General features: G+C 71.8%; 15 protein-coding genes. 8 read left to right on the top strand and 7 right to left on the bottom strand.

The features are described from left to right. Positions 1–18 precede the first annotated feature (18 nt). The gene (locus BLW04_RS14090; protein WP_091542233.1) at positions 19–585 is read left to right on the top strand and encodes a DUF4190 domain-containing protein; all 567 of its coding nucleotides are present in this window, start codon (positions 19–21) and stop codon (positions 583–585) included. Positions 586–642: 57 nt separating this feature from the next. Here the strand turns inward: BLW04_RS14090 and BLW04_RS14085 are convergent, their stop codons facing one another. Both BLW04_RS14085 and clpB read right to left on the bottom strand, forming a co-directional pair. Beyond that, positions 643–948, bottom strand: a complete 306-nt coding sequence (locus BLW04_RS14085; protein WP_091542230.1) for a hypothetical protein — start codon at positions 946–948, stop codon at positions 643–645. A 180-nt stretch (positions 949–1,128) separates the two neighbouring features. After that, positions 1,129–3,723 (bottom strand): ATP-dependent chaperone ClpB, encoded by a 2,595-nt coding sequence (gene clpB, locus BLW04_RS14080; RefSeq protein ID WP_091542226.1) that lies wholly within the window; start codon positions 3,721–3,723, stop codon positions 1,129–1,131. 152 nt (positions 3,724–3,875) lie between these two features. Here clpB and BLW04_RS14075 point away from each other — a divergent pair, with 152 nt between their 5' ends. Both BLW04_RS14075 and BLW04_RS14070 read left to right on the top strand, forming a co-directional pair. Next, complete coding sequence (locus BLW04_RS14075) at positions 3,876–4,352, top strand: MarR family winged helix-turn-helix transcriptional regulator (RefSeq protein ID WP_091542372.1); 477 nt, start codon at positions 3,876–3,878, stop codon at positions 4,350–4,352. A 114-nt stretch (positions 4,353–4,466) separates the two neighbouring features. Then, positions 4,467–4,907, top strand: a complete 441-nt coding sequence (locus BLW04_RS14070; RefSeq protein WP_091542223.1) for an OsmC family protein — start codon at positions 4,467–4,469, stop codon at positions 4,905–4,907. Between the two features lie 226 nt (positions 4,908–5,133). On the opposite strand, the gene BLW04_RS14065 is transcribed toward BLW04_RS14070, so the two are convergent. The 4 genes from BLW04_RS14065 to BLW04_RS14050 all read right to left on the bottom strand — a co-directional run bounded on the left by BLW04_RS14065 (position 5,134) and on the right by BLW04_RS14050 (position 11,665). Next, complete coding sequence (locus BLW04_RS14065) at positions 5,134–6,813, bottom strand: MDR family MFS transporter (RefSeq protein WP_091542219.1); 1,680 nt, start codon at positions 6,811–6,813, stop codon at positions 5,134–5,136. Between the two features lie 56 nt (positions 6,814–6,869). Then, positions 6,870–7,358, bottom strand: coding sequence for a MarR family winged helix-turn-helix transcriptional regulator (locus tag BLW04_RS14060; protein WP_091542216.1), 489 nt, complete (start codon positions 7,356–7,358; stop codon positions 6,870–6,872). A 169-nt stretch (positions 7,359–7,527) separates the two neighbouring features. Further along, positions 7,528–10,446, bottom strand: a complete 2,919-nt coding sequence (locus BLW04_RS14055; protein WP_091542211.1) for an FAD-binding and (Fe-S)-binding domain-containing protein — start codon at positions 10,444–10,446, stop codon at positions 7,528–7,530. Between the two features lie 46 nt (positions 10,447–10,492). Beyond that, the gene (locus BLW04_RS14050) at positions 10,493–11,665 is read right to left on the bottom strand and encodes a pyridoxal-phosphate-dependent aminotransferase family protein (protein ID WP_091542208.1); all 1,173 of its coding nucleotides are present in this window, start codon (positions 11,663–11,665) and stop codon (positions 10,493–10,495) included. Positions 11,666–11,890: 225 nt separating this feature from the next. Between BLW04_RS14050 and BLW04_RS14045 the strand changes: the two genes are divergently transcribed. From BLW04_RS14045 to BLW04_RS14035, 3 genes are all read left to right on the top strand, one after another. After that, complete coding sequence (locus BLW04_RS14045; protein ID WP_091542204.1) at positions 11,891–13,396, top strand: SLC13 family permease; 1,506 nt, start codon at positions 11,891–11,893, stop codon at positions 13,394–13,396. 121 nt (positions 13,397–13,517) lie between these two features. Next, positions 13,518–14,729 (top strand): CaiB/BaiF CoA transferase family protein, encoded by a 1,212-nt coding sequence (locus BLW04_RS14040; protein ID WP_254781541.1) that lies wholly within the window; start codon positions 13,518–13,520, stop codon positions 14,727–14,729. Further along, a complete protein-coding gene (locus tag BLW04_RS14035) occupies positions 14,726–15,511 on the top strand; it encodes an enoyl-CoA hydratase/isomerase family protein (protein ID WP_091542202.1) in 786 nt (261 codons plus the stop codon). Before BLW04_RS14040 ends, BLW04_RS14035 begins: the two co-directional genes overlap by 4 nt. On the opposite strand, the gene BLW04_RS14030 is transcribed toward BLW04_RS14035, so the two are convergent. Then, positions 15,492–16,307 carry an IclR family transcriptional regulator gene (locus BLW04_RS14030; protein WP_091542198.1) on the bottom strand — a complete coding sequence of 272 codons (816 nt, stop codon included), beginning with the start codon at positions 16,305–16,307 and terminating at the stop codon, positions 15,492–15,494. The genes BLW04_RS14035 and BLW04_RS14030 overlap by 20 nt on opposite strands. 284 nt (positions 16,308–16,591) lie before the next feature. On the opposite strand from BLW04_RS14030, the gene aceB reads away from it, so the two are divergent. Both aceB and BLW04_RS14020 read left to right on the top strand, forming a co-directional pair. Beyond that, a complete protein-coding gene (aceB, locus tag BLW04_RS14025; RefSeq protein WP_091542194.1) occupies positions 16,592–18,193 on the top strand; it encodes a malate synthase A in 1,602 nt (533 codons plus the stop codon). Positions 18,194–18,317: 124 nt separating this feature from the next. Further along, positions 18,318–19,874, top strand: a complete 1,557-nt coding sequence (locus BLW04_RS14020; protein ID WP_091542190.1) for an FAD-linked oxidase C-terminal domain-containing protein — start codon at positions 18,318–18,320, stop codon at positions 19,872–19,874. Positions 19,875–19,883: the final 9 nt, after the last annotated feature.

Below are 19,883 nucleotides of genomic sequence, written 5' to 3'. Positions count from 1 at the left end.
TGGCCCTACGCTCCCGCCGTGACGACACCACCGGGTCCTCCGCCGGAATCCCAGCACCCCGGCGACGGGCAGCCACATCCCGAGCACGGCGCGCCCGGCGGGCAGCCCGGTTACCCACCCCAGGGCTACGGGTCGCAGGGCTACGGGTCGCAGGGCTACGGGACACCCCAGAGCTACGGGCAGCCCGCGCCCTACCCGGCGCCGGAGCACTACGGAACCCAGGGTGGGTACGGCCAACAGGCCCAGCCGGCTCGGTCCAACGGCTTCGGCATCACGGCCCTGGTGCTGGGCATTCTCTCGCTCCCGGCGGCCTTCTTCGGCGGCATTCCGGGCATCCTGCTGGGCGTGCTCGCGATTGTCTTCGCTGTGCTCGGGCTACGTCGTGTGCGGGCCCGCCGGGCGGACAACCGCGGGATGGCCATCGCCGGACTGGTGACCGGCATCCTCGGCGCACTGCTGGGCGTCGTCGTCCTGGTGCTCACCGTGCTCGTCTTCAACACCGTGGGCGACTGTGTCGACCAGCTGCAGGAGACCGGCGACCAGGTCCAATACCAGCAGTGCGTGCAGGACAACATCGAGGGCTGAGGCCCGCTCATCCCGCCGGGCGGACCGGGGTGCTCACCGGCACCTCGGCGTCCCGCGTCACCCACTCCCGGCTGTCCAGGTGCAGCAGCAGCCAGCCGAACGCCACCGCCCGCGCGGCCCAGAACAGATCGGGCGCACCCCGCCCGTCGCCAGACAGCCCGCCGTGGTCCAGACCAGCGCGAGCGCCTGGACCGCGACCAGACCCCACCAGGCCCCGCGGCGCTGGCGTTCGAAGCCCTGCACCAGCGCGCCCCAGCCGGCGGCGAGCCCGGCCAGAACGGCCGGCAGCACCAGCAACTCCACCGACCAGACGACGACCGCACTCAGCAGCAGCCCGGCGGCGCCGGCCACCAGCAGGGCCACTGCAGCAGCCCAGCCGGATCACCCAGTGGGCGGCCCGCACCCGTACCCGCTTCGTCCCGTCCATCGCGACCTCCGTCCCCGCGCGGCGCTGGTGGCCGCAGTCGAGGGCAGGACGCTAGGTGGGATGGGTCAACTCGCGGGGGCGCCGTCCACAGCCTGTGGACGGCGCCCCCGCCGGCGTCACGCGCGGGTCACACTCAGTCCGCTGTCGGCCTGCTCGCCGGCAACCCCGGGCCAGTCGACGACCACCGTGTCGCCGTCCCGGATGTCCCCGGCCAGCAGCGCCCGGGCCAGCTGGTCGCCGATCGCCGACTGCACGAGCCGGCGCAGCGGCCGGGCCCCGTAGACCGGGTCGAACCCGTTGAACGCCAGCCACTCCCGGGCGGCATCGGTGACCTGCAGCGTCAGCCGGCGTGCGGCCAGCCGCCGGGCGAGAACGCCGACCTGGATATCGACGATGCCGGCCAGCTCGTCGCTGCCCAGGGCATGGAACACCACGACGTCGTCGAGCCGGTTGAGGAACTCGGGCTTGAAGTGGCCGCGGACGACCTCCATCACGGCCTCGCGACGACGGTCTTCCGGCACCGACTGGTCGGCGATGAGCTGCGAGCCCAGGTTCGACGTCAGGATCAGCAGGGCGTTGCGGAAGTCGACCGTGCGGCCCTGCCCGTCGGTGAGCCGGCCGTCGTCGAGCACCTGCAACAGCACGTCGAACACGTCCGGGTGGGCCTTCTCCACCTCGTCGAGCAGTACCACCGTGTAGGGGCGGCGCCGCACGGCCTCGGTGAGCTGCCCGCCGGCCTCGTAGCCGACATAGCCGGGCGGGGCACCGACCAGGCGGGCCACCGAGTGCTTCTCGGAGTACTCGCTCATGTCGATCCGGACCATCGCCCGCTCGTCGTCGAACAGGAACTCCGCCAGCGCCTTGGCCAGCTCGGTCTTCCCGACGCCGGTCGGCCCGAGGAAGAGCCAGGAACCGGTCGGCCGGTCCGGGTCGGCCACACCGGACCGGGCCCGCCGGACGGCGTCGGCCACGGCGCGCACCGCGTCGGGCTGGCCGACGACCCGCCTGGCGAGCCCGTCCTCCATCCGCAGCAGCTTCACCGTCTCGCCCTCCAGCAGCCGGCCGGCCGGGATGCCGGTCCAGGCCTGCACGACCTCGGCGATGTCGTCGGGGCCGACCTCCTCCTTGAGCATCGACTCACCGGCCGCGACCGACGCCTCGGCCTCCGTGAGCTCCCGCTCCAGCGCGGGCATCCGGCCGTAACGGAGCTCGGCGACCCGGGCCAGGTTGCCGTCCCGCTCGGCGCGCTCGGCTTCCTGGCGGACGGACTCGAGCTCCTCCTTGGTGCGCTGGATGCGGTCGATGGCCGTCTTGTCCTGCTGCCAGCGGGCGGTCAGCTCGTCGAGCTCCTGCCGGCGGTCGGCCAGCTCGGTGCGCAGCGCAGCCAGTCGGGCGACCGACGCCGGGTCGTCCTCCTTGGCCAGCGCCATCTCCTCGATCTCCAGCCGGCGCACGACCCGTTCCACCTCGTCGACCTCGACCGGGCGGCTGTCGATCTCCATCCGCAGCCGGCTGGCGGCCTCGTCGACGAGGTCGATCGCCTTGTCGGGCAGGAACCGGGCGGTGACGTACCGGTCGGACAGGGTGGCCGCGGCGACGATCGCGGTGTCGGTGATCCGGACGCCGTGGTGGACCTCGTAGCGCTCCTTGAGCCCGCGCAGGATCCCGATGGTGTCCTCCACCGACGGCTCGCCCACCAGCACCTGCTGGAAGCGGCGCTCCAGCGCGGCGTCCTTCTCGATGTGCTCGCGGAACTCGTCCAGGGTGGTGGCGCCGACCATCCGCAGCTCGCCGCGGGCCAGCATCGGCTTGATCATGTTGCCGGCGTCCATCGCGGAGTCACCGGTCGCGCCGGCGCCGACGATGGTGTGCAGCTCGTCGATGAAGGTGACCACCTGACCCTCCGCGTCGGTGATCTCCTGCAGCACCGCCTTGAGCCGCTCCTCGAACTCCCCGCGGTACTTCGCCCCCGCGACCATGGCGCCCAGGTCCAGCGCCATCAGCCGCTTGCCCTTCAGGCTCTCCGGGACGTCGCCGGCCACGATCCGCTGCGCCAGGCCCTCGACGATGGCGGTCTTGCCGACGCCGGGTTCGCCGATGAGCACCGGGTTGTTCTTCGTCCGCCGGGACAGCACCTGGACGACCCGGCGGATCTCGGTGTCCCGGCCGATGACCGGATCCATCTTGCCCAGCCGGGCGCGCTCGGTGAGGTCGACGGCGTACTTCTCCAGCGCCTGGAAGGTGTTCTCCGGGTCCGGGCTGGTGACCTTCCGGTTGCCCCGCACGGTGCGGAAGGCGGCCAGCAGCGCGTCGCGGGTGGCACCGGCGCCGGTGAGCACCGAACCGGCCTCCCCCTCGGCCGTGGCCAGCCCCACGAGCAGGTGCTCCGTGGAGACGTACTCGTCGCCCAGCGCGCTGGCCTGCTCGCCGGCGGCGTTGATCGCCCGCAGCAGCTCACGGGACGGCGCCGGGGCGGGGACCGTGGCGCCGCTGACGCTCGGCAGCCGGCGGATCGCCGCGTCGGCCTTCGCCCGGACGTCGGCGGGGTCGGCACCGGTGGCCTGCAGCAGCGGCCCGGCGATGCCGTCGGACTGCTCGAGCAGGGCGACCAGCAGGTGCAGGGGCTCCAGGGCCGCCTGGCCGCGGTCCACGGCCAGCCGCTGGGCCGCTGCGATCGCCTCCTGGGCGCGGGTGGTGAGCTTGCTCTCCATGGTCGGGTGTCCGGTTCCTCTCCTACGACGGTGCCTGTCAGCCACACGAACGGCACAGGAGTTGAGTCTGTTCCACTCAACCCCAGGCGTCCACCTGTCCGCTCCGGGGCGTTATTGGGCACACGAACCGGATGGCGTCCTACTCTGTGCGGATGACGGACACCCCGTCGCCGAGCCTGGCTCTCGACGACCAGCTCTGCTTCGCGCTCTACGCAGCCTCCCGCGCGGTGACCGCGCGGTACCGACCCTTGCTCGACGGGCTGGGCATCACCTACCCGCAGTACCTGGTCCTGATGCTTCTGTGGGAAGAGGACGGGCAGACCGTCGGCCAGCTCGGCGCCCGCCTGGCGCTCGACTCCGGCACCCTGTCCCCGCTCCTCAAGCGGCTGACCGCCGCGGGCCTGGTCACCCGGCACCGCCGGGCGGACGACGAGCGGTCGGTGTCCATCCAGCTGACCGAGGTCGGCCGATCCCTCAAGCAGCCCGCCTGCGCCGTCAACGAGGACATGATCGGCGCGCTGGGCCTGGACAAGACGGAGTTCGGCGAGCTCAAGAGCCAGCTGCGACTGATCACCAAGCGGGTCGCCACCCCGCGCGACACCACCACGGCCCCCGAGCCCGCAGCCTGACGGCCCTGCGACCTCCGGTCGCGGGAACATTCCCAGAGCGAGACGGTTGTGCACGACACGATGTCTGGCACGCCGGCCTGCCGTGGGCCCGGCGGCCTGCCCCGAGGAGGTCCGATGCCCACCCGCACCGCTCGCACCGCATGGAACGGCTCACTGCAGGAAGGCTCCGGCCAGGTCGAGCTGTCCAGTTCGAAGGTCGGCACGTACGACGTGTCGTTCCCCAAGCGCGCCGCTGACGAGGCCGGGGGCACCACCAGCCCCGAGGAGCTCATCGCCGCCGCGCACTCCGCCTGCTTCGCCATGCAGCTCTCTGCCGTGCTCGGCGAGGCCGGCGGCACCGTGGAGAGCCTCGAGGTGAGCGCGGACGTCTCCCTCGGCCCGGACAAGGCCAACGGCGGCTTCATGCTCACCGGCATCAAGATCACCGTCCGCGGTGAGGTCGACGGCGTGGACGCCGACGGCTTCGCCAAGGCTGCCGATGCCGCCAAGGTGGGTTGCCCGGTCAGCAAGGCCCTCACGGGCGTGGACATCACGCTGGATGCTGCACTCGCCTGAGCCGGCCGGCCGGCGCACCCCGCCGGCCCCGTGCGACAGAGGCCCGCCCCCGGATCGATCGGGGGCGGGCCTCTGTCGTCAGGCCCCGTCCCGGGCGTCCCCGACCCGGCTCCTCGGCCCCGTCCAGGGCTTCCCTGAACTTGCGAGGGGATGCGGGACGGGGTCCTTCTGCTGAGCCTGCGAAGGGATGCGGGAGGGAATCCTTCCGCCAGGAGGAGGTCCTTTCTCAGGCGCGCGGGTCGGACCCCTGCCCGGCAAGCTGCTCGTCGACGTCGGCCGTCGTGTTCCGACCGCCGACCGCCGTCGAGCTCTCCGTCTGCACCCGCTGGTCGCCGGACTCGGTGCGCAGCGCCACCTCCCGGATGAACAGGATGACGACGATCGTGATGATCGACAGCAGTCCCGAGATCAGGAAGATCCGACCGGTCGCATCGCCGTAGGACACCGCGATGAGCCTGCGCAACGCCGCCGGGGCATCGGCCAGGTCGGCCAGCCCCACGTTCCCCGATCCCGAGGACGCGGTGGCCGCACCCGGGACGTCGGCAAGGCCCTGCTGGATCAGCGTGCCGACCCGACTGCTGAGCACCGCGCCCAGCACCGATACGCCGACCGCGCCCCCGAGGCTGCGGAAGAAGGCCACCGCCGAGCTCGCCGCGCCCAGGTCGCTGGCCGCCACGGTGTTCTGCACGGCCAGCACCAGGTTCTGGTTGGTCAGGCCGATGCCGACGCCGAGAACGGCGAGGAAGACGCCGAGCAGGACGATGTCGGTCCCGTGGTCGATGGTGGCCAGCAGCCCGAAGCCGGTGGCGACCAGCAGCGAGCCGACCACCAGGAAGGCTTTCCACCGGCCGTACTTGGAGATCAGGATCCCCGAGACCGTCGAGGCGAGCACCAGTCCACCGATCATCGGCAGGGTCAGCAGCCCGGCCACCGTCGGCGAGTACCCCCGGGAGATCTGTAGGTACTGGCCGAGGAAGACCGTCGTGCCGAACAGCGCCACGCCGATGACCATGCTGGCGATGATGGCCAGCGTCGTTGTGCGCTCCCGGAAGAGCCGCAGGGGGACCATCGGCTCACTGGCCCGCAGCTCGGTGACGATGAAGGCGATGATCGCGAGCACGCCGCCGCCGAGGAGCAGGGCGCTGTTCAGCGAGGCCCAGCCGAAGCTGTTGCCGGCCAGCGTGACCCAGATCAGGAGCGCCGAGACGCCGGCCGTCAGGAACGCCGCGCCCAGGTAGTCGATGGACACCTTCCTCTTGACCACCGGCAGGTGCAGCGTGCGCTGCAGCAGCACCAGCGCGACGGCGGCGAACGGAACGCCGACGTAGAAGCACCAGCGCCAGCCCAGCCAGGAGGTGTCCACCAGCAGCCCGCCGATGAGCGGGCCGGCAACCGTGCCGAGGGCGAAGACGCCACCGAGCAGCCCGGAGTAGCGGCCGCGCTCCCGCGGGCTGATCATCGCGGCCATCGCGATCTGCACCAGCGCGGTGAGGCCGCCCAGGCCGAGGCCCTGCAGGGCGCGCCAGCCGATCAACGTCGGCACCGACTGGGAGAGGCCGGCGAGCATCGAGCCGACGATGAACACGACGATCGCGATCTGGAGCAGCAGCTTCTTGCTGAACAGGTCAGCCAGCTTCCCCCAGATCGGCGTTGATGCAGTCGAGGCCAGCAGGGTGGCGGTGACGACCCAGGTGTACTGGCTCTGCGAGCCACGCAGGTCGGTGATGATCGTCGGCAGCGCGTTGGAGACTACGGTCGAGGACAGGATCGCCACGAACATCGCCAGCAACATGCCCGAGAGCGCCTCGAGGATCTGGCGGTGCGTCATCCCGCCCTGCTGCTCGACGGGCGCAACCGTGGGGGTGTCCCCGCCGGCGGGGAGCCGGTCGGTGGTGGTGGAGCTCATGCGGGGTTCTCCTGGGTGGTGCCGGGGTGGGACGGGCGGGGAGTGCCGACGAGGGATCAGTCGGCCACCGGGGCGGCGGGGTGTGGGGACGACGAGCGTCGTCCGGTGCGTTCGAGGTCGTCGGCCATGCGCTCGAGCAGGACGCTGAACTGCCGGGCCTCGTCCTCGCGCCAGTGCTCCAGGGCGCCGAAGGCCCACTGGCTGCGCAGCTCACGGACCCGGGCCAGGGCGGCCACCCCCTCGGCACTGACGCTGATCAGGCTGGCCCGTCCGTCGAGCGGGTCGGGCCTGCGGGCCACGTACCCCGACCTCTCCAGGGCCGACACCTGACGACTGGCCACGGAGACGTCGACCCAGAGCTTGTCGGCCAGCGCACTGCAGCGCTGCTCGCCGCCCTGCTCGAGCGACGCCAGCAGCGCCCAGCCGGAGGGCGGGAGGTCGCCGTAGAGGTCGGCGGCCGCGCGGTGCCCGAGCTGGCGGCCGGTGCGCACGAGCCGGCCCACACCGGCGGTGAGCCGTTCGGAGGTGTCCCGGGTGATGTGCACGTCGCCGTCCTGGGGAGGGGGCCGGCACACAGCGCCGGCTCGGTCACGTCCCATGATCAGTCATTTGGTTGCCGCACGCAACTGACGCGCCGGGCGACAGTCGTCACAATGCGGCGGGCGCCCGCCGAACCCGTGGGTCCAGCGGGCGCCGGAGTGCGCTGTGGTGCGATCAGCCCCGGGCCAGCGCCTCCAGCACCAGCTCCACCGGGTGCCAGGCGTTGCGCTCGGTGCCGTGGAAGATCTGCTGACGGCAGGAGACGCCGGTGGCGGCGATGACGGTCTCGGCCGCCGCCGCGCGAACCGCCGGGAACAGTCGGTCCTCCCCCACCTGCAGCGAGATGTCGTAGTGCTCGGACTCGAAGCCGAACGAGCCGGCCATGCCGCAGCAGCCGGCGTCGAGCTCCTCGACCACGACGCCCGGGATCCGCGACAGCAGCGCGACCGTGGCCGTCGTCCCGGCCTCGGCCTTCTGGTGGCAGTGGCCGTGGAAGAGGATGCGGCGCCCGGCCAGCCAGCTGTCCTCGCGCAGCCGGAGCCGACCCTCGTCGATCGCCTCGACCAGCAGCTCCTCAGGCAGCCGCACCCGCGCGGCGACGTCGCGCACGTTCGGGTCATCGGGCAGCAGGTCGACGTGCTCGGCCCGCAGTGTCAGGATGCAGGAGGGCTCGCAGCCGACGATCGGCGAGCCCGGCTCCGCCCCGTCGCACAGCGACGCGGCCAGCGAACGGGCCTTGTCGCGGGCGTCGTCCAGCATTCCCTTCGAGATGCTCGGCCGGCCGCAGCAGCCCTTGCTCTCCAACCGCACCGCGTGCCCGGCCTGCTCCAGCAACTGGACGACGGCCTGCCCGATGCCCGGCTCGGTGTAGCTGGTGAACGAGTCGGCCAACAGCGTGACCGTGCCCTGGGTCGGGACGGCCGGCGCCGTGTGACCCTTGAACCAGCGCGGCAGGGTGTTGCGCTGGAACACCGGCAGCTCGCGCTGGCGGGCAATGCCCAGCTTCGAGTCCATCAGCGCCCGCAGCGGCTTGATCCGGCCCGGCAGGTTGGACAGCGGCGCCGTCGCCGCGCCCAGCCGGTTCAGCGTGCGGATCGCACCGAAGACACGGGAGCGCAGCGGCACGCCGTGCCGGTCATGCTTGGCCGCCAGCGCCTCGCTCTTCATCGCCGAGACGTCGACGCCCAGCGGGCACTCGCTTTTGCAGGCCTTGCACATCAGGCACAGGTCGAGTACCTCGTGCAGCCGCTCGTCGGCCAGCGCCGCGTGCGGGTCGCCTTCGCTCAGCGCCTTGACCAGCGCCCCGGCCCGGCCGCGGGTGGAGTGCTCCTCCATCCGGGTGGCGATGTAGGACGGGCACATCGCGCCGGTGGTGGACTTGCGGCACAGCCCGATGTTCATGCAGCGGTCGGCCGCGCCGAACATGCCGCCGACGACGTCGAACTGCAGCCGGGTGCGCAGCGGGCCGGGCACCGCCGGGTCGGCGTCGCGCAGGTGGTCGGTCATGGCCGGGGAGTCGACGATCTTGCCCGGGTTGAGCCGCCCCTCAGGATCGAAGAGGCCCTTGACCTGGCGCATCGCCTCGTAGAGCTCGTCGCCGAAGAGCTCACGGTTGAACTCGCTGCGGGCCAGTCCGTCGCCGTGCTCGCTGGAGTTCACCCCGCCGTACTCGCGGACCAGGTCCTTGACCTCGACGGCGACCGAGCGCATGACCTCGACCTGACCGGGTTTGGTCAGGTCGACGAAGGGCCGGATGTGCAGGCAGCCCACCGAGCAGTGCCCGTAGAAACCCGCCTCCAGCCCGTGCCGGTCCAGCACGTCGCGGAACCGGGCGGTGTACTCGGCCAGGTGCTTCGGGTCGACGGCGGTGTCCTCCACGAAGGCCAGCGGCCGGCGCGCTCCCACCGACGCCGCCATGAGCAGCCCCAGCGCCGACTTGCGCACCTTGAGCAGCGCACCCTGCTCGGCCGACGTGATCGCGCGCAGCGTGTGGTAGCCGTGCCCGTGCTGCTCCCAGAGCGCGGTGAGCCGGTCCATGGACGCGACCAACTCGTCCTGGTCGTCGCCGGTGAAGGAGACGAACAGCAGCGCTTCGGGGTCACCCTGCAGGATCTCGCCGAGCGCCGCGTACTCGATCTTCTGCCGCGAGAGGTCGAGGATCGTCCGGTCCATCAGCTCGACCTGGGCCGGCTCGACCGACAGCGCGTCCTCGGTCGCGTTGATGGCGCCCTGGACGGTGGTGAAGTGGCCGACGGCGAAGACCTGCCTGGACGGCTTGGGCACCAGGCCCACCCGCGCCGCGGTGACGATGGCCAGAGTGCCCTCCGAGCCGACCAGGAACTTGGCCAGGTCGAAGGGGGCGCCCTCGGCGAGCCGGTCCAGCCGGTAGCCGCCGGCCCGCCGCCAGAAGGAGGGGAAGCCGGTGGCGATCGCGTCGCTGTTCGCGGCGACGAGCTTCGGCAGCTCGCGGTAGATGGCAGCCTCCAGCGTCGTGCCCTCCGCCCGGCGGGCCCGCTCGGCCTCGTCGACCACACCGAAGGTCGCGGTCGACCCGTCGGCCAGGACGACGTCGACCTCGTGCACGTGGTCGATGGTCATGCCGAAGCGCACCGACCCGCTGCCTGCGGAGTTGTTGCCGATCATCCCGCCGATGGTGGCGCGGTTGCTGGTCGAGGTGTCCGGACCGAACATCAGCCCGTGTACACCGGCCGCGCGGTTGAGGTCGTCCTGGACGACGCCCGGCTCGACCACCGCCGTGCGACCCTCGGGGTCCACCTCGCGGATGGCGTTCATGTGCCGGGACAGGTCCAGCACCAGCCCGGGGCTCACGGTCTGCCCGGCCAGGCTGGTGCCGGCCCCCCGGGCGAGCACCGGAACGCCGGCCCGGGCGGCCAGCCGCACCGCGGCCGAGACGTCGGCGGCGTGCCGCGGGTAGGCCACCCCGACCGGGACGATCGAGTACATGCTGGCGTCCTGGCTGAACACGTGCCGGGTGTAGTCGTCGAAGGCGACCTCGCCGTCCAGGGCACCGTGCAGGTCACGCTCGAAGTCCGCGGTCGCCGCGGGAGCCGTGCGCTCGGGAGTCGCTGTCACGGTGCCTCGACGGGTGCTGTGCTCATGCGGAACCTCGCGAGCTCGGTCATGGCTGCTGCAGGCGCTCGAGGGCGGCCTGGATCCCGTTCGGGTCGATGGACACGCCGGCGCGCACCAGGCCCATCTGCACCCCGGCGAGGGTGCCGGCCAGGGTGAGGTCGTTGAAGTGGCCCAGGTGCCCGATCCGGAACACCTTGTCGGCCAGCTTGCCCAGACCGGCACCCAGCGACATGTCGTACTCGCGCAGGATGACCGCACGCACCGCGTCCGCACCGCCGTCCGGCATGTAGATGGCGGTCAGCGAGCCGGAGTACTCCCGCTCGTCGAGGGCCAGCACCTCCAGGCCCCAGCCGCGGACGGCGGCCCGGGTCGCCTCGGCGTGCCTGGTGTGCCGGGCGTAGACGTTCGGCAGGCCCTCTTCGTCCAGCATCTCCAGCGCGACCTTCAGCCCGTAGAGCAGGTTCGTGGCCGGCGTGTAGGGGAAGAAGCCCCGCTCGTTGGCGGCGAGGATCGGCTGCCAGTCCCAGAACGAGCGGGGCAGGCCCGCGGTCTTGGACGCCTGCAGCGCCTTGTCGCTCACCGCGTTGAAGCTCAACCCGGGCGGGAGCATGAGGCCCTTCTGTGACCCGGCGACGGTGACGTCGACGCCCCACTCGTCGTGGCGGTAGTCGATGCTGCCCAGGGACGAGATCGTGTCGACCAGCAGCAACGCGGGGTGGTCAGCGGCGTCGATCGCCCGCCGGACGTCGGCGACCCGACTGGTCACGCCGGTGGAGGTCTCGTTGTGGACGACCATGACGGCCTTGATCTCGCGTGCGGTGTCGGCGGCGAGCCGCTCCCACGCGGCGTCGGGGTCGGCGCCGTGGCGCCAGTCGCCCGGGACGAACTCCACCTGCAGGCCCAGCCGGGTGGCCATGTCCTGCCAGAGGGTGGCGAAGTGGCCGGTCTCGAAGGCCAGCACCTTGTCGCCGGGCGACAGGGTGTTGGTCAGCGCCGCCTCCCAGGCCCCGGTGCCCGAGGCGGGGTAGATGACCACCGGCTGCGCGGTGCCGAACACGGGCTTGACGGCCTCGAGCACGTCCAGGCCGAGCGCGGCGAAGTCCGGGCCGCGGTGGTCGATCGTCGGGGCCGAGATGGCGCGCAACACCCGGTCGGGCACGTTGGTGGGCCCGGGGATCTGCAGGAAGTGGCGCCCGCCGGTGGTCGTCGTCGCTGACATGCCTTGGCCCTCTCGTCCGGAGGCTCCGGGTGAGCCCCCGAAGTCCACTGTGCGGAAGGCTACTACCGGCTAGTGGATGTAACGAAGACACAGCACATGCACATGTGACGCTTGACACCGTGGCTTGACCACGATCGAATTCCCTGCTGGCGAAAGCGGGTTCCCGCATCGCGGAAGCAGTAAGGCGGGAACTCCCCCGCGCCACGACCACTCCTGGGGACGCCGGTGTCCGTACAGCTCGTCACGATCCTCATCCTGTTGGCGGTCTTCCTGATCGCCACGGTGCTGCCCGTCCACATGGGCGCGCTGGCTCTCACCGCGACCTTCATCGCGGCGTACTTCATCTACGGATCGGAGGACTACTCCGACAGCGTCTTCGGGTTCTTCCCCGGGTCGCTGTTCGTCGTCCTCGTCGGTGTCACCTACCTGTTCGCCATCGCCAAGAACAACGGCACGGTCGACTGGCTGGTGCATGCCGCGGTCAAGGCGTCCGGCGGCCGGCTGGTGGCCATCCCGTGGGCGATGTTCACCGTCACCGCCGCGCTGACCGCCATCGGCGGCGTCGTCCCGGCCGTGGTGGCGATCATCGCCCCCGTCGGCATGTCCTTCGCCCGCCGGTACAACATCAACCCGGTGCTGATGGGGCTTTTCATCATCAACGGCGCCACCGCGGGCGGGTTCTCCCCGATCTCGATCTTCGGCGTCATCACCAACACCGTCGTCGCGGACAACGACCTGCCGGGCAGCCCGCTGTTCCTGTGGGGCGCCTCCATCGTGATCAACGTGCTGCTTTCGATCGTGGTCTTCTTCCTCTTCGGCGGCCGCAAGCTGCTCGGCGGCGGACGCGTCGACATGACCGGCGACCACGACGACGACTTCATGGCCGCCACCGTCGCCGGCGACGCCACCGAGGGCACCGGCGAGGACATCCCCGGTGGGTCCCGGGCTCAGGGATTCGCCCTTGGCAGCACCGGCACCGAGGGCGCAGCGCTCTCCGGCGGCCGGGTCACCCCGGCCGGACACGGCCAGCCCAGCCACCAGCACTCCACCGCCGAGGACCGCGCGGACCAGCAGGCGTTGCAGACCACCGCGCTGGCCACCGAGCAGCACGCTGCGCCGGTCACCACCCTCGACCGGGACCGCACCCTGACGCTGGTGGGACTCGCCGTCCTGGTCATCGGATCCCTGCCTCCCTTCGACCTGGACATCGGCCTGATGGCCATCACCGTCGGCGTCGTCCTCTCGCTCATCGCCCCCCGTGGGGCCAAGGGCGCCGTCGGGCAGATCGCCTGGCCGACCGTGCTGCTGATCTGCGGCATCGTCACCTTCGTCGGCCTGATGCAGGACCAGGACACCCCCGGCTGGCTGGGTGACAACGTGGCCAAGCTGGGCGTTCCGCTGATCGCCGCGCTGCTGATCTGCTACATCGGCGCGGTCGTCTCCGCCTTCGCCTCCACCACCGGCATCCTCGGTGCGCTCATCCCGCTGGCCGTACCGTTCCTGCTCGGCGCCAACGCGGTCGGGGCGATCGGTCTGATCACCGCGCTGGCGCTGTCGTCGTCGATCGTGGACTCGAGCCCGTTCTCCACCAGCGGCGCCCTGGTGGTTGCGAACGCCACCGAGAGGGAGCGGGACAGCGTGTTCCGGACCCTGATGATCTGGGGGTTCTCGATGGTGGCGATCATCCCGATCGTCACCTGGCTCGTGCTGGTCGCCCCCGGCTGGCTGTGAGCTCAGCAGTACCGATCTGATCCACTGCACCACCTGCGCCCCGGACGGCACACCCGTCGTCCGGGGCGCAGTCACGTACCGGCCACGATGGCCGTCCCAGGCACGCGCGGAAGAGGCAGATGTGAACGCGACCCCCGAACCCCAGCCACCCCTGACCGGCATCACCGTGCTCGAGGTCGGGGTGTTCATGGCGGCCCCGTTCGCCGCCATGCAATTGGCCGATCTAGGCGCTCGGGTGGTCAAGGTGGAGGACCCCCGCAGCGGTGACCCGGTCCGGGCCAGCGGGCCGTTCCTGGACGGCGAGAGCTCGCCCTACCTGCGGCTGAACCGGAACAAGGAGTCCGTCGCGCTGGACCTGAAGTCCACCGCCGGCAAGGCGGCCTTCCTCGCCCTGGTGGGCGAGGCCGACGTGGTGGTCGAGAACCTGCGCCCGGGTGCGATGGCCCGCCTCGGCCTGGACGCCGCGGCGGTCGCGGCGGTGAACCCCCGGGTCGTGTACGCCTCGGGGTCCGGCTGGGGTCAGGACGGCCCGCTGGCCCCGCTGCCCGGGCTGGACATCATGGCGCAGGCCCGCAGCGGGATCATGAGCATCACCGGCACCCCCGGCGGCGAGCCGGTGAAGGTCGGCGTGCCGGTGTGCGACCTGGTCTGCGGCCTCTACCTCGCCCTCGCGGTGACCGCGGCGCTCCGCGAGCGGGACCGCACCGGGGTCGGCCAGTCGATCGACGTCTCGCTGTTCGAGGCCGGCGTGAGCCTGGCGGTGTGGGAGGCCGGCAAGTACTTCGCCACCGGCGAGGTCGGCGGCCCGCTCGGGTCGGCCCACCAGAGCCAGGCGCCGTACCAGGCCTTCCAGACCGCGGACGGCTGGGTGACCATCGGTGCGAACACCCCGAACACCTGGGCCGGGCTGTGCCGCTCGCTGGACATGCCCACCGAGCTCGCCGACCCGGGCTACGGCGACGCCTCCCGGCGGCACGCCCGCCGCGGTGAGCTGCTCGACGTGATCGAGGCCCGCACGCGCACCCGCACCACCGAGAGCCTGCTCACGGCCCTCGGGGACGCCGGGGTGCCGTGCGCGCCGATCAACGACTACGGCCAGGTGTTCACCGACGCGCACCTGGCGGCCCGGGACTTCTTCTGGGACGCCCCGCACCCCGCCCTCGGCCCGGTGCGCCAGCTCGGCTCGCCCATGCGGATGTCGCGCACCCCCGCCGTCCGCGGCGTCGCCGGTCCGCCGCTGGGCGCCGACACCCACGCGGTGCTCACCCGGTACGGCGTGCCCGCCGACGTGGTGGCCGCCGCGACCACCCCCGCGACGGGAAAGCAGGCATGAGCGACCTGGAGGTCAGCCAGGACGGCGCGGTGCTGACCGTGCTGTTCAACCGGCCGGCGGCGCGCAACGCGATGACCTACGCCATGTACGACGGCCTGGAGGCCGCGTGCGAGCGGGCCGACGAGGACGAGTCCGTCCACGTGCTGGTGCTGCGCGGTGCCGGCGGCCGGGCCTTCGTCGCCGGCACCGACATCAGCCAGTTCCTCGAGTTCGGTAGCGGCGGGTCCACCAGCGGCGAGGACGGCGTCGCCTACGAGGCGCGCATCGAGCGGGTGGTCAACCGGCTGGAGGACGTCGGGGTGCCGACGATCGCCGCGGTGGAGGGCGCCTGCGTCGGCGGCGGCCTGATCATCGCCGCGGCGTGCGACCTGCGGGTGGCCACCGCTTCCGGCCGATTCGGCGTCCCGGTGGCCCGCACGCTGGGCAACTGCCTGTCCATGAACACCTACTCGCTGCTGGTGTCACACCTCGGCCCGGCCCGCACGCTGGACATGCTGCTGCGGGCCCGGCTGCTGTCGGCCACCGACGCCGCGGCGACCGGCTTCGTCGGCGAGGTGTGCGCGGACGGCGAGCTGGACGCTGTGCTGGGCGAGTTGGTCACGACCCTGCTCGGCCACGCCCCGCTGAGCATGCGGGCGGCCAAGCGGGCGGTGGCGCGGCTGCGCCGGGCGAACGTGCCCGCCGGCGACGACCTGGTGCACGAGGTGTTCAGCAGCGAGGACTTCCGGGCCGGGGTGGCCGCGTTCGTCAGCCGTGGTCAGGTCAGCTGGACCGGCCGCTGAGCGCGTGTGGGCCGTCCTCGCGCAGCTCGGCGGCCAGCGCGGCCGCCGTCTGTTGCAGCTCCGCGACGACCCGCGGCACGCTGTCCATCGCGACCCGGCCCTCGGGCCCGGACACCGAGATGGCGGTCCTCAGCGGTCCGCCGGGCACCGGCACGGCCACGCAGCGGACGCCGGTCTCCTGCTCGCCGTCGTCGAGGGCGTAACCCTGCTCGGCGATCTGCGGCAGCCGGGCCATCAGCTCGTCGGGGTCGGTGACGGTCAGCGGCGTGCGCCGGGGCATCCCGCCGCGCACCAGCAGGTCCCGGGCGGTGGCGGGCGGCAGCTGGGACAGCAGGGCCTTGCCGACGCCGGTGCAGTGCAGGTGGACCCGGCGGCCGACCTCGGTGAACATCCGCATCGAGTGCCGGGAGGGGACCTGGGCGACGTAGACCACCCGGTCGCCGTCGAGCATGGCCAGGTTGGCCGACTCCCCGGTGCTGTCGACCAGGGAGCTCAGGTGCGGGCGGGCCCAGGTGCCCAGCGTGCGCGAGGAGCTCTCGCCCAGGTGGATCAGCCGCGGGCCCAGCACGTAGCGGCGCGAGGGGAGCTGCCGCACGTACCCGCGGGCCACCAGGGTGCGCACCAGCCGGTGGATCGTCGACAGCGGCAGCCCGCTCTCGACCGCCAGCCGGGACAGCGCGACCTCCCCGCCGTCCTCGGCCATCAGCTCCAACAGCAGGAAGGCGCGCTCGAGCGACTGGACGCCGCCCTCCGTTCCACCGATCGTGCCGCCGGCCGCCTGCTCGACCTGAGCCATGACACTCCCCCTCGTCCCAGCACCCGCGCAGTTCGCGTCTCCCGGCACGCGTCACCGGGTGCCCCGGACCGCCGTGAGCCGGGTGCCCGCAGGCCCCGGGCCCACCTTGACCCGACTGGTGACCGAGGATACGTTTTCCGCATGCCAGTGGGAACCTCCCGTATGACGGAAGGTCACCTCGCGCAGTCCGCGGCGCGGCCAGTTCCGGTGTGCGCCCGTCCGGGCACGTACCCAGGCGATCCCAGCGGCATCCACCAGAACGACACTGACACGCAGGGAGAGCCATGAGCACGGTTGACGGTGTGGAGATCACCGGCCCGATGGGCGAGCGCTACGACGAGGTCCTCACGACTCGTGCGCTGGAGCTGATCGCCCTGCTCCACCGCGAGTTCAACGACCGGCGCCTGGAGCGGCTGCAGGCCCGTGCCGAGCGAGTGCAGGCGCTGGCCGACGGGGGCACGCTGGACTTCCTCCCCGAGACCGCGCACATCCGCTCCGACGACTCGTGGCGGGTGGCCGAGCCGGCTCCCGGCCTGGTCGACCGCCGTGTGGAGATGACCGGCCCCACCGACCGCAAGATGACCATCAACGCGCTCAATTCGGGCGCCAAGTGCTGGCTCGCCGACCAGGAGGACGCGAACTCCCCGCTGTGGGAGAACGTCGTCAACGGCCCGCTGAACCTGATGGACTCCATCGACCGCACGATCGACTTCACCAGCCCCCAGGGCAAGGCCTACACCCTCGAGCCCGACGAGGAGCTGCCCACGATCATCGTGCGGCCGCGCGGCTGGCACCTGCCGGAGAAGCACATCCTGGTCGACGGTCAGCAGACCTCGGGCAGCCTGGTGGACTTCGCGCTCTACCTGTCCACCTGCGGGCAGAAACAGATCGACCGCGGCCAGGGGCCCTACTTCTACCTGCCGAAGATGGAGAGCTACCTCGAGGCGCGGCTGTGGAACGACGCCTTCAACCTGGCGCAGGACACTCTCGGCATCCCGCGCGGCACCATCCGCGCCACCTGCCTGATCGAGACCTACCCGGCCGCGTTCGAGATGGAGGAGATCCTCTACGAGCTGCGCGAGCACTCCGCCGGGCTCAACGCCGGCCGCTGGGACTACATGTTCAGCGTCATCAAGATGTTCCGGACCCGGGGTGAGGATTTCACCCTGCCGGACCGCAACTCGGTCGGCATGACCGTACCGTTCATGCGGGCCTACACCGAACTGCTGGTGCGCACCTGCCACAAACGCGGCGCGCACGCAATCGGCGGCATGTCCGCCTTCATCCCGAGCAAGGACCCAAAGGCGAACGAATTCGCCTACAACAAGATCACCGAGGACAAGACCCGCGAGGCCAATGACGGCTTCGACGGCTCCTGGGTGGCCCACCCGGGCATGGTCCAGACCGCGATGGACGTCTTCGACAAGGTGCTGGGCGACAAGCCCAACCAGCTGGACAAGCTGCGCGAGGACGTTTCGGTGACCGCCGCCCAGCTGCTGGACGTGAAGTCCACCCCGGGTGAGGCCACCGAGGCCGGACTGCGGGCCAACATCAGCGTCGGCATCCAGTACGTCGAGTCGTGGCTGCGCGGTTCCGGCGCCGCCGGGATCAACGGCCTGATGGAGGACGCCGCCACCGCAGAGATCTCCCGCAGCCAGGTCTGGCAGTGGCTGCACAACGGCGTGACGCTCGCCGACGGCCAGCAGGTCACCCGCGAGCTGGTCGAGCAGGTGATCGAGGACGAGATGGGCAAGATCCGTGACGCCCGCGGGGATGCCTTCGCCGCCGGCCGGTGGGACGATGCGCGGGCCCTGTTCACCGAGATGGCGCTGGCGGACGAGTACCCCGACTTCCTCACCGTCCCGGCCTACGAGCGCATGCCCTGAACCCTGCTCCGCAGGGGAACTGGAACGGCGGCCCCTGACCCACTCCCCGGGGGCCAAAATGGCCATTTCGGCCCCCGGGAGCCAGCACGGTGACCAGCATGTCCGGCGACGAAGGCGGAGCCTCATGAGCGGCACACATGGCACGGAGACCACGGCGGGCCCGGTCCTCGGGAACGTCGCACCGGAGGCCACCTCGGCCACCGGGGAGCCGGGCGACAACGGCGCGGCCCTGGAGGCGGTGGGCCGGGTGGCCCGTGCAGTGATGCCGGTCACCGGTGTCATCGCCGACCCCACCCAGTTGCGCACCTACGAGTGCGACGGGCTGGCGCACTACCGCGTCACCCCGGCCCTGGTGGTGCTGCCGGAGACCACCCAGCAACTGGCCGCGGTCGTCCGCGCCTGCAGCGAGCACGGCGTGCCGTTCGTGGCCCGCGGCTCGGGCACCGGCCTGTCCGGCGGCGCCCTCCCCCGCGCGGACGGCGTGCTGGTCGTCACCTCCCGGATGCGCACCATCCGCGAGATCCGCCGCGAGGATCAGCGGGCCGTCGTGGACCCCGGCGTCATCAACCTCGACGTCACCCGCGCCGCCACCCCGCACGGCTACTACTACGCCCCCGACCCCAGCAGCCAGCAGATCTGCTCGATCGGCGGCAACCTGGCGGAGAACTCCGGCGGCGCGCACTGCCTCAAGTACGGCTTCACCAGCAATCACGTGCTCGGCACGGAGCTCGTCACGCCGCAGGGCGACGTCGTCCAGCTCGGCGGCCTGGCGCCCGACGCCCCCGGGTACGACCTGCTCGGCACCGTCGTCGGCTCCGAGGGAACCCTCGGCATCGCCACGACCGCCACCGTGCGCCTGGTCCGACTCCCGCAGGAGGTGCGCACCCTGCTGGTCGGGTTCCCCTCCACCGACGAGGCCGGCGCGGCCACCTCGGCGATCATCAGCGCCGGGGTCCTGCCGGCGGCCATCGAGATGATGGATGCCCTGGCCATCGAGGCCGCCGAGGCCGCCGTGCACTGCAACTACCCCGCCGGCGCCGGCGCGGTGCTGGTCGTCGAGCTCGACGGGGCCTCGGCCGAGGTGGAGCACGAGTACGCCCAGGTGGAGGCCTTCTGCCGGGAGCACGGCGCCTTCGAGCTGCGGCTGGCCACCGACCCCGCCGAACGGGCGCTGATCTGGAAGGGCCGCAAGTCCGCCTTCGCGGCGGTTGGACGGATCAGCCCCGACTACATCGTCCAGGACGGCGTCATCCCGCGGACGGCGCTGCCCGAGGTGCTGCGCGCGATCGCCGAGCTGTCGTCGTCCTCCGGCGTCCGGGTGGCCAACGTCTTCCACGCCGGCGACGGCAACCTGCACCCGCTCGTGCTCTTCGACGAGTCCAAGCCGGGTGCCGGCGAGGCCGCCGAGAAGGTCAGCGGCGCGATCCTGGACCTGTGCATCTCCCACGGCGGCGCGATCACCGGCGAGCACGGCGTGGGCGTGGACAAGGCGGCCTACATGCCGAAGATGTTCACCGACGACGACCTGGACACGATGCAACTGGTCCGCTGCGCTTTCGACCCGGACGGCATAGCCAACCCCGGCAAGGTCTTCCCCACCCCCCGGCTGTGCGGCGAGGTGCCCGGCAAGCGGAAGAAGGCCCATCCGCTCGTCGAGGCCGGCCTGGCCGACGCGTTCTGAACGGATCAC

This window comes from Modestobacter sp. DSM 44400 (genome assembly GCF_900107175.1).
Lineage (GTDB): Bacteria > Actinomycetota > Actinomycetes > Mycobacteriales > Geodermatophilaceae > Modestobacter.
This window is presented reverse-complemented; position numbering and strand designations above follow the sequence as displayed.

What these genes read in the sequence shown, in the direction of transcription:
- aceB (WP_091542194.1), top strand. Translation starts at nt 16,592, where the DNA reads ATGAGCACGGTTGACGGTGTGGAGATCACCGGCCCGATGGGCGAGCGC.
- BLW04_RS14050 (WP_091542208.1), bottom strand. Translation starts at nt 11,665, where the DNA reads ATGTCAGCGACGACGACCACCGGCGGGCGCCACTTCCTGCAGATCCCC.
- BLW04_RS14030 (WP_091542198.1), bottom strand. Translation starts at nt 16,307, where the DNA reads ATGGCTCAGGTCGAGCAGGCGGCCGGCGGCACGATCGGTGGAACGGAG.
- clpB (WP_091542226.1), bottom strand. Translation starts at nt 3,723, where the DNA reads ATGGAGAGCAAGCTCACCACCCGCGCCCAGGAGGCGATCGCAGCGGCC.
- BLW04_RS14070 (WP_091542223.1), top strand. Translation starts at nt 4,467, where the DNA reads ATGCCCACCCGCACCGCTCGCACCGCATGGAACGGCTCACTGCAGGAA.
- BLW04_RS14065 (WP_091542219.1), bottom strand. Translation starts at nt 6,813, where the DNA reads ATGAGCTCCACCACCACCGACCGGCTCCCCGCCGGCGGGGACACCCCC.
- BLW04_RS14035 (WP_091542202.1), top strand. Translation starts at nt 14,726, where the DNA reads ATGAGCGACCTGGAGGTCAGCCAGGACGGCGCGGTGCTGACCGTGCTG.
- BLW04_RS14020 (WP_091542190.1), top strand. Translation starts at nt 18,318, where the DNA reads ATGAGCGGCACACATGGCACGGAGACCACGGCGGGCCCGGTCCTCGGG.
- BLW04_RS14075 (WP_091542372.1), top strand. Translation starts at nt 3,876, where the DNA reads ATGACGGACACCCCGTCGCCGAGCCTGGCTCTCGACGACCAGCTCTGC.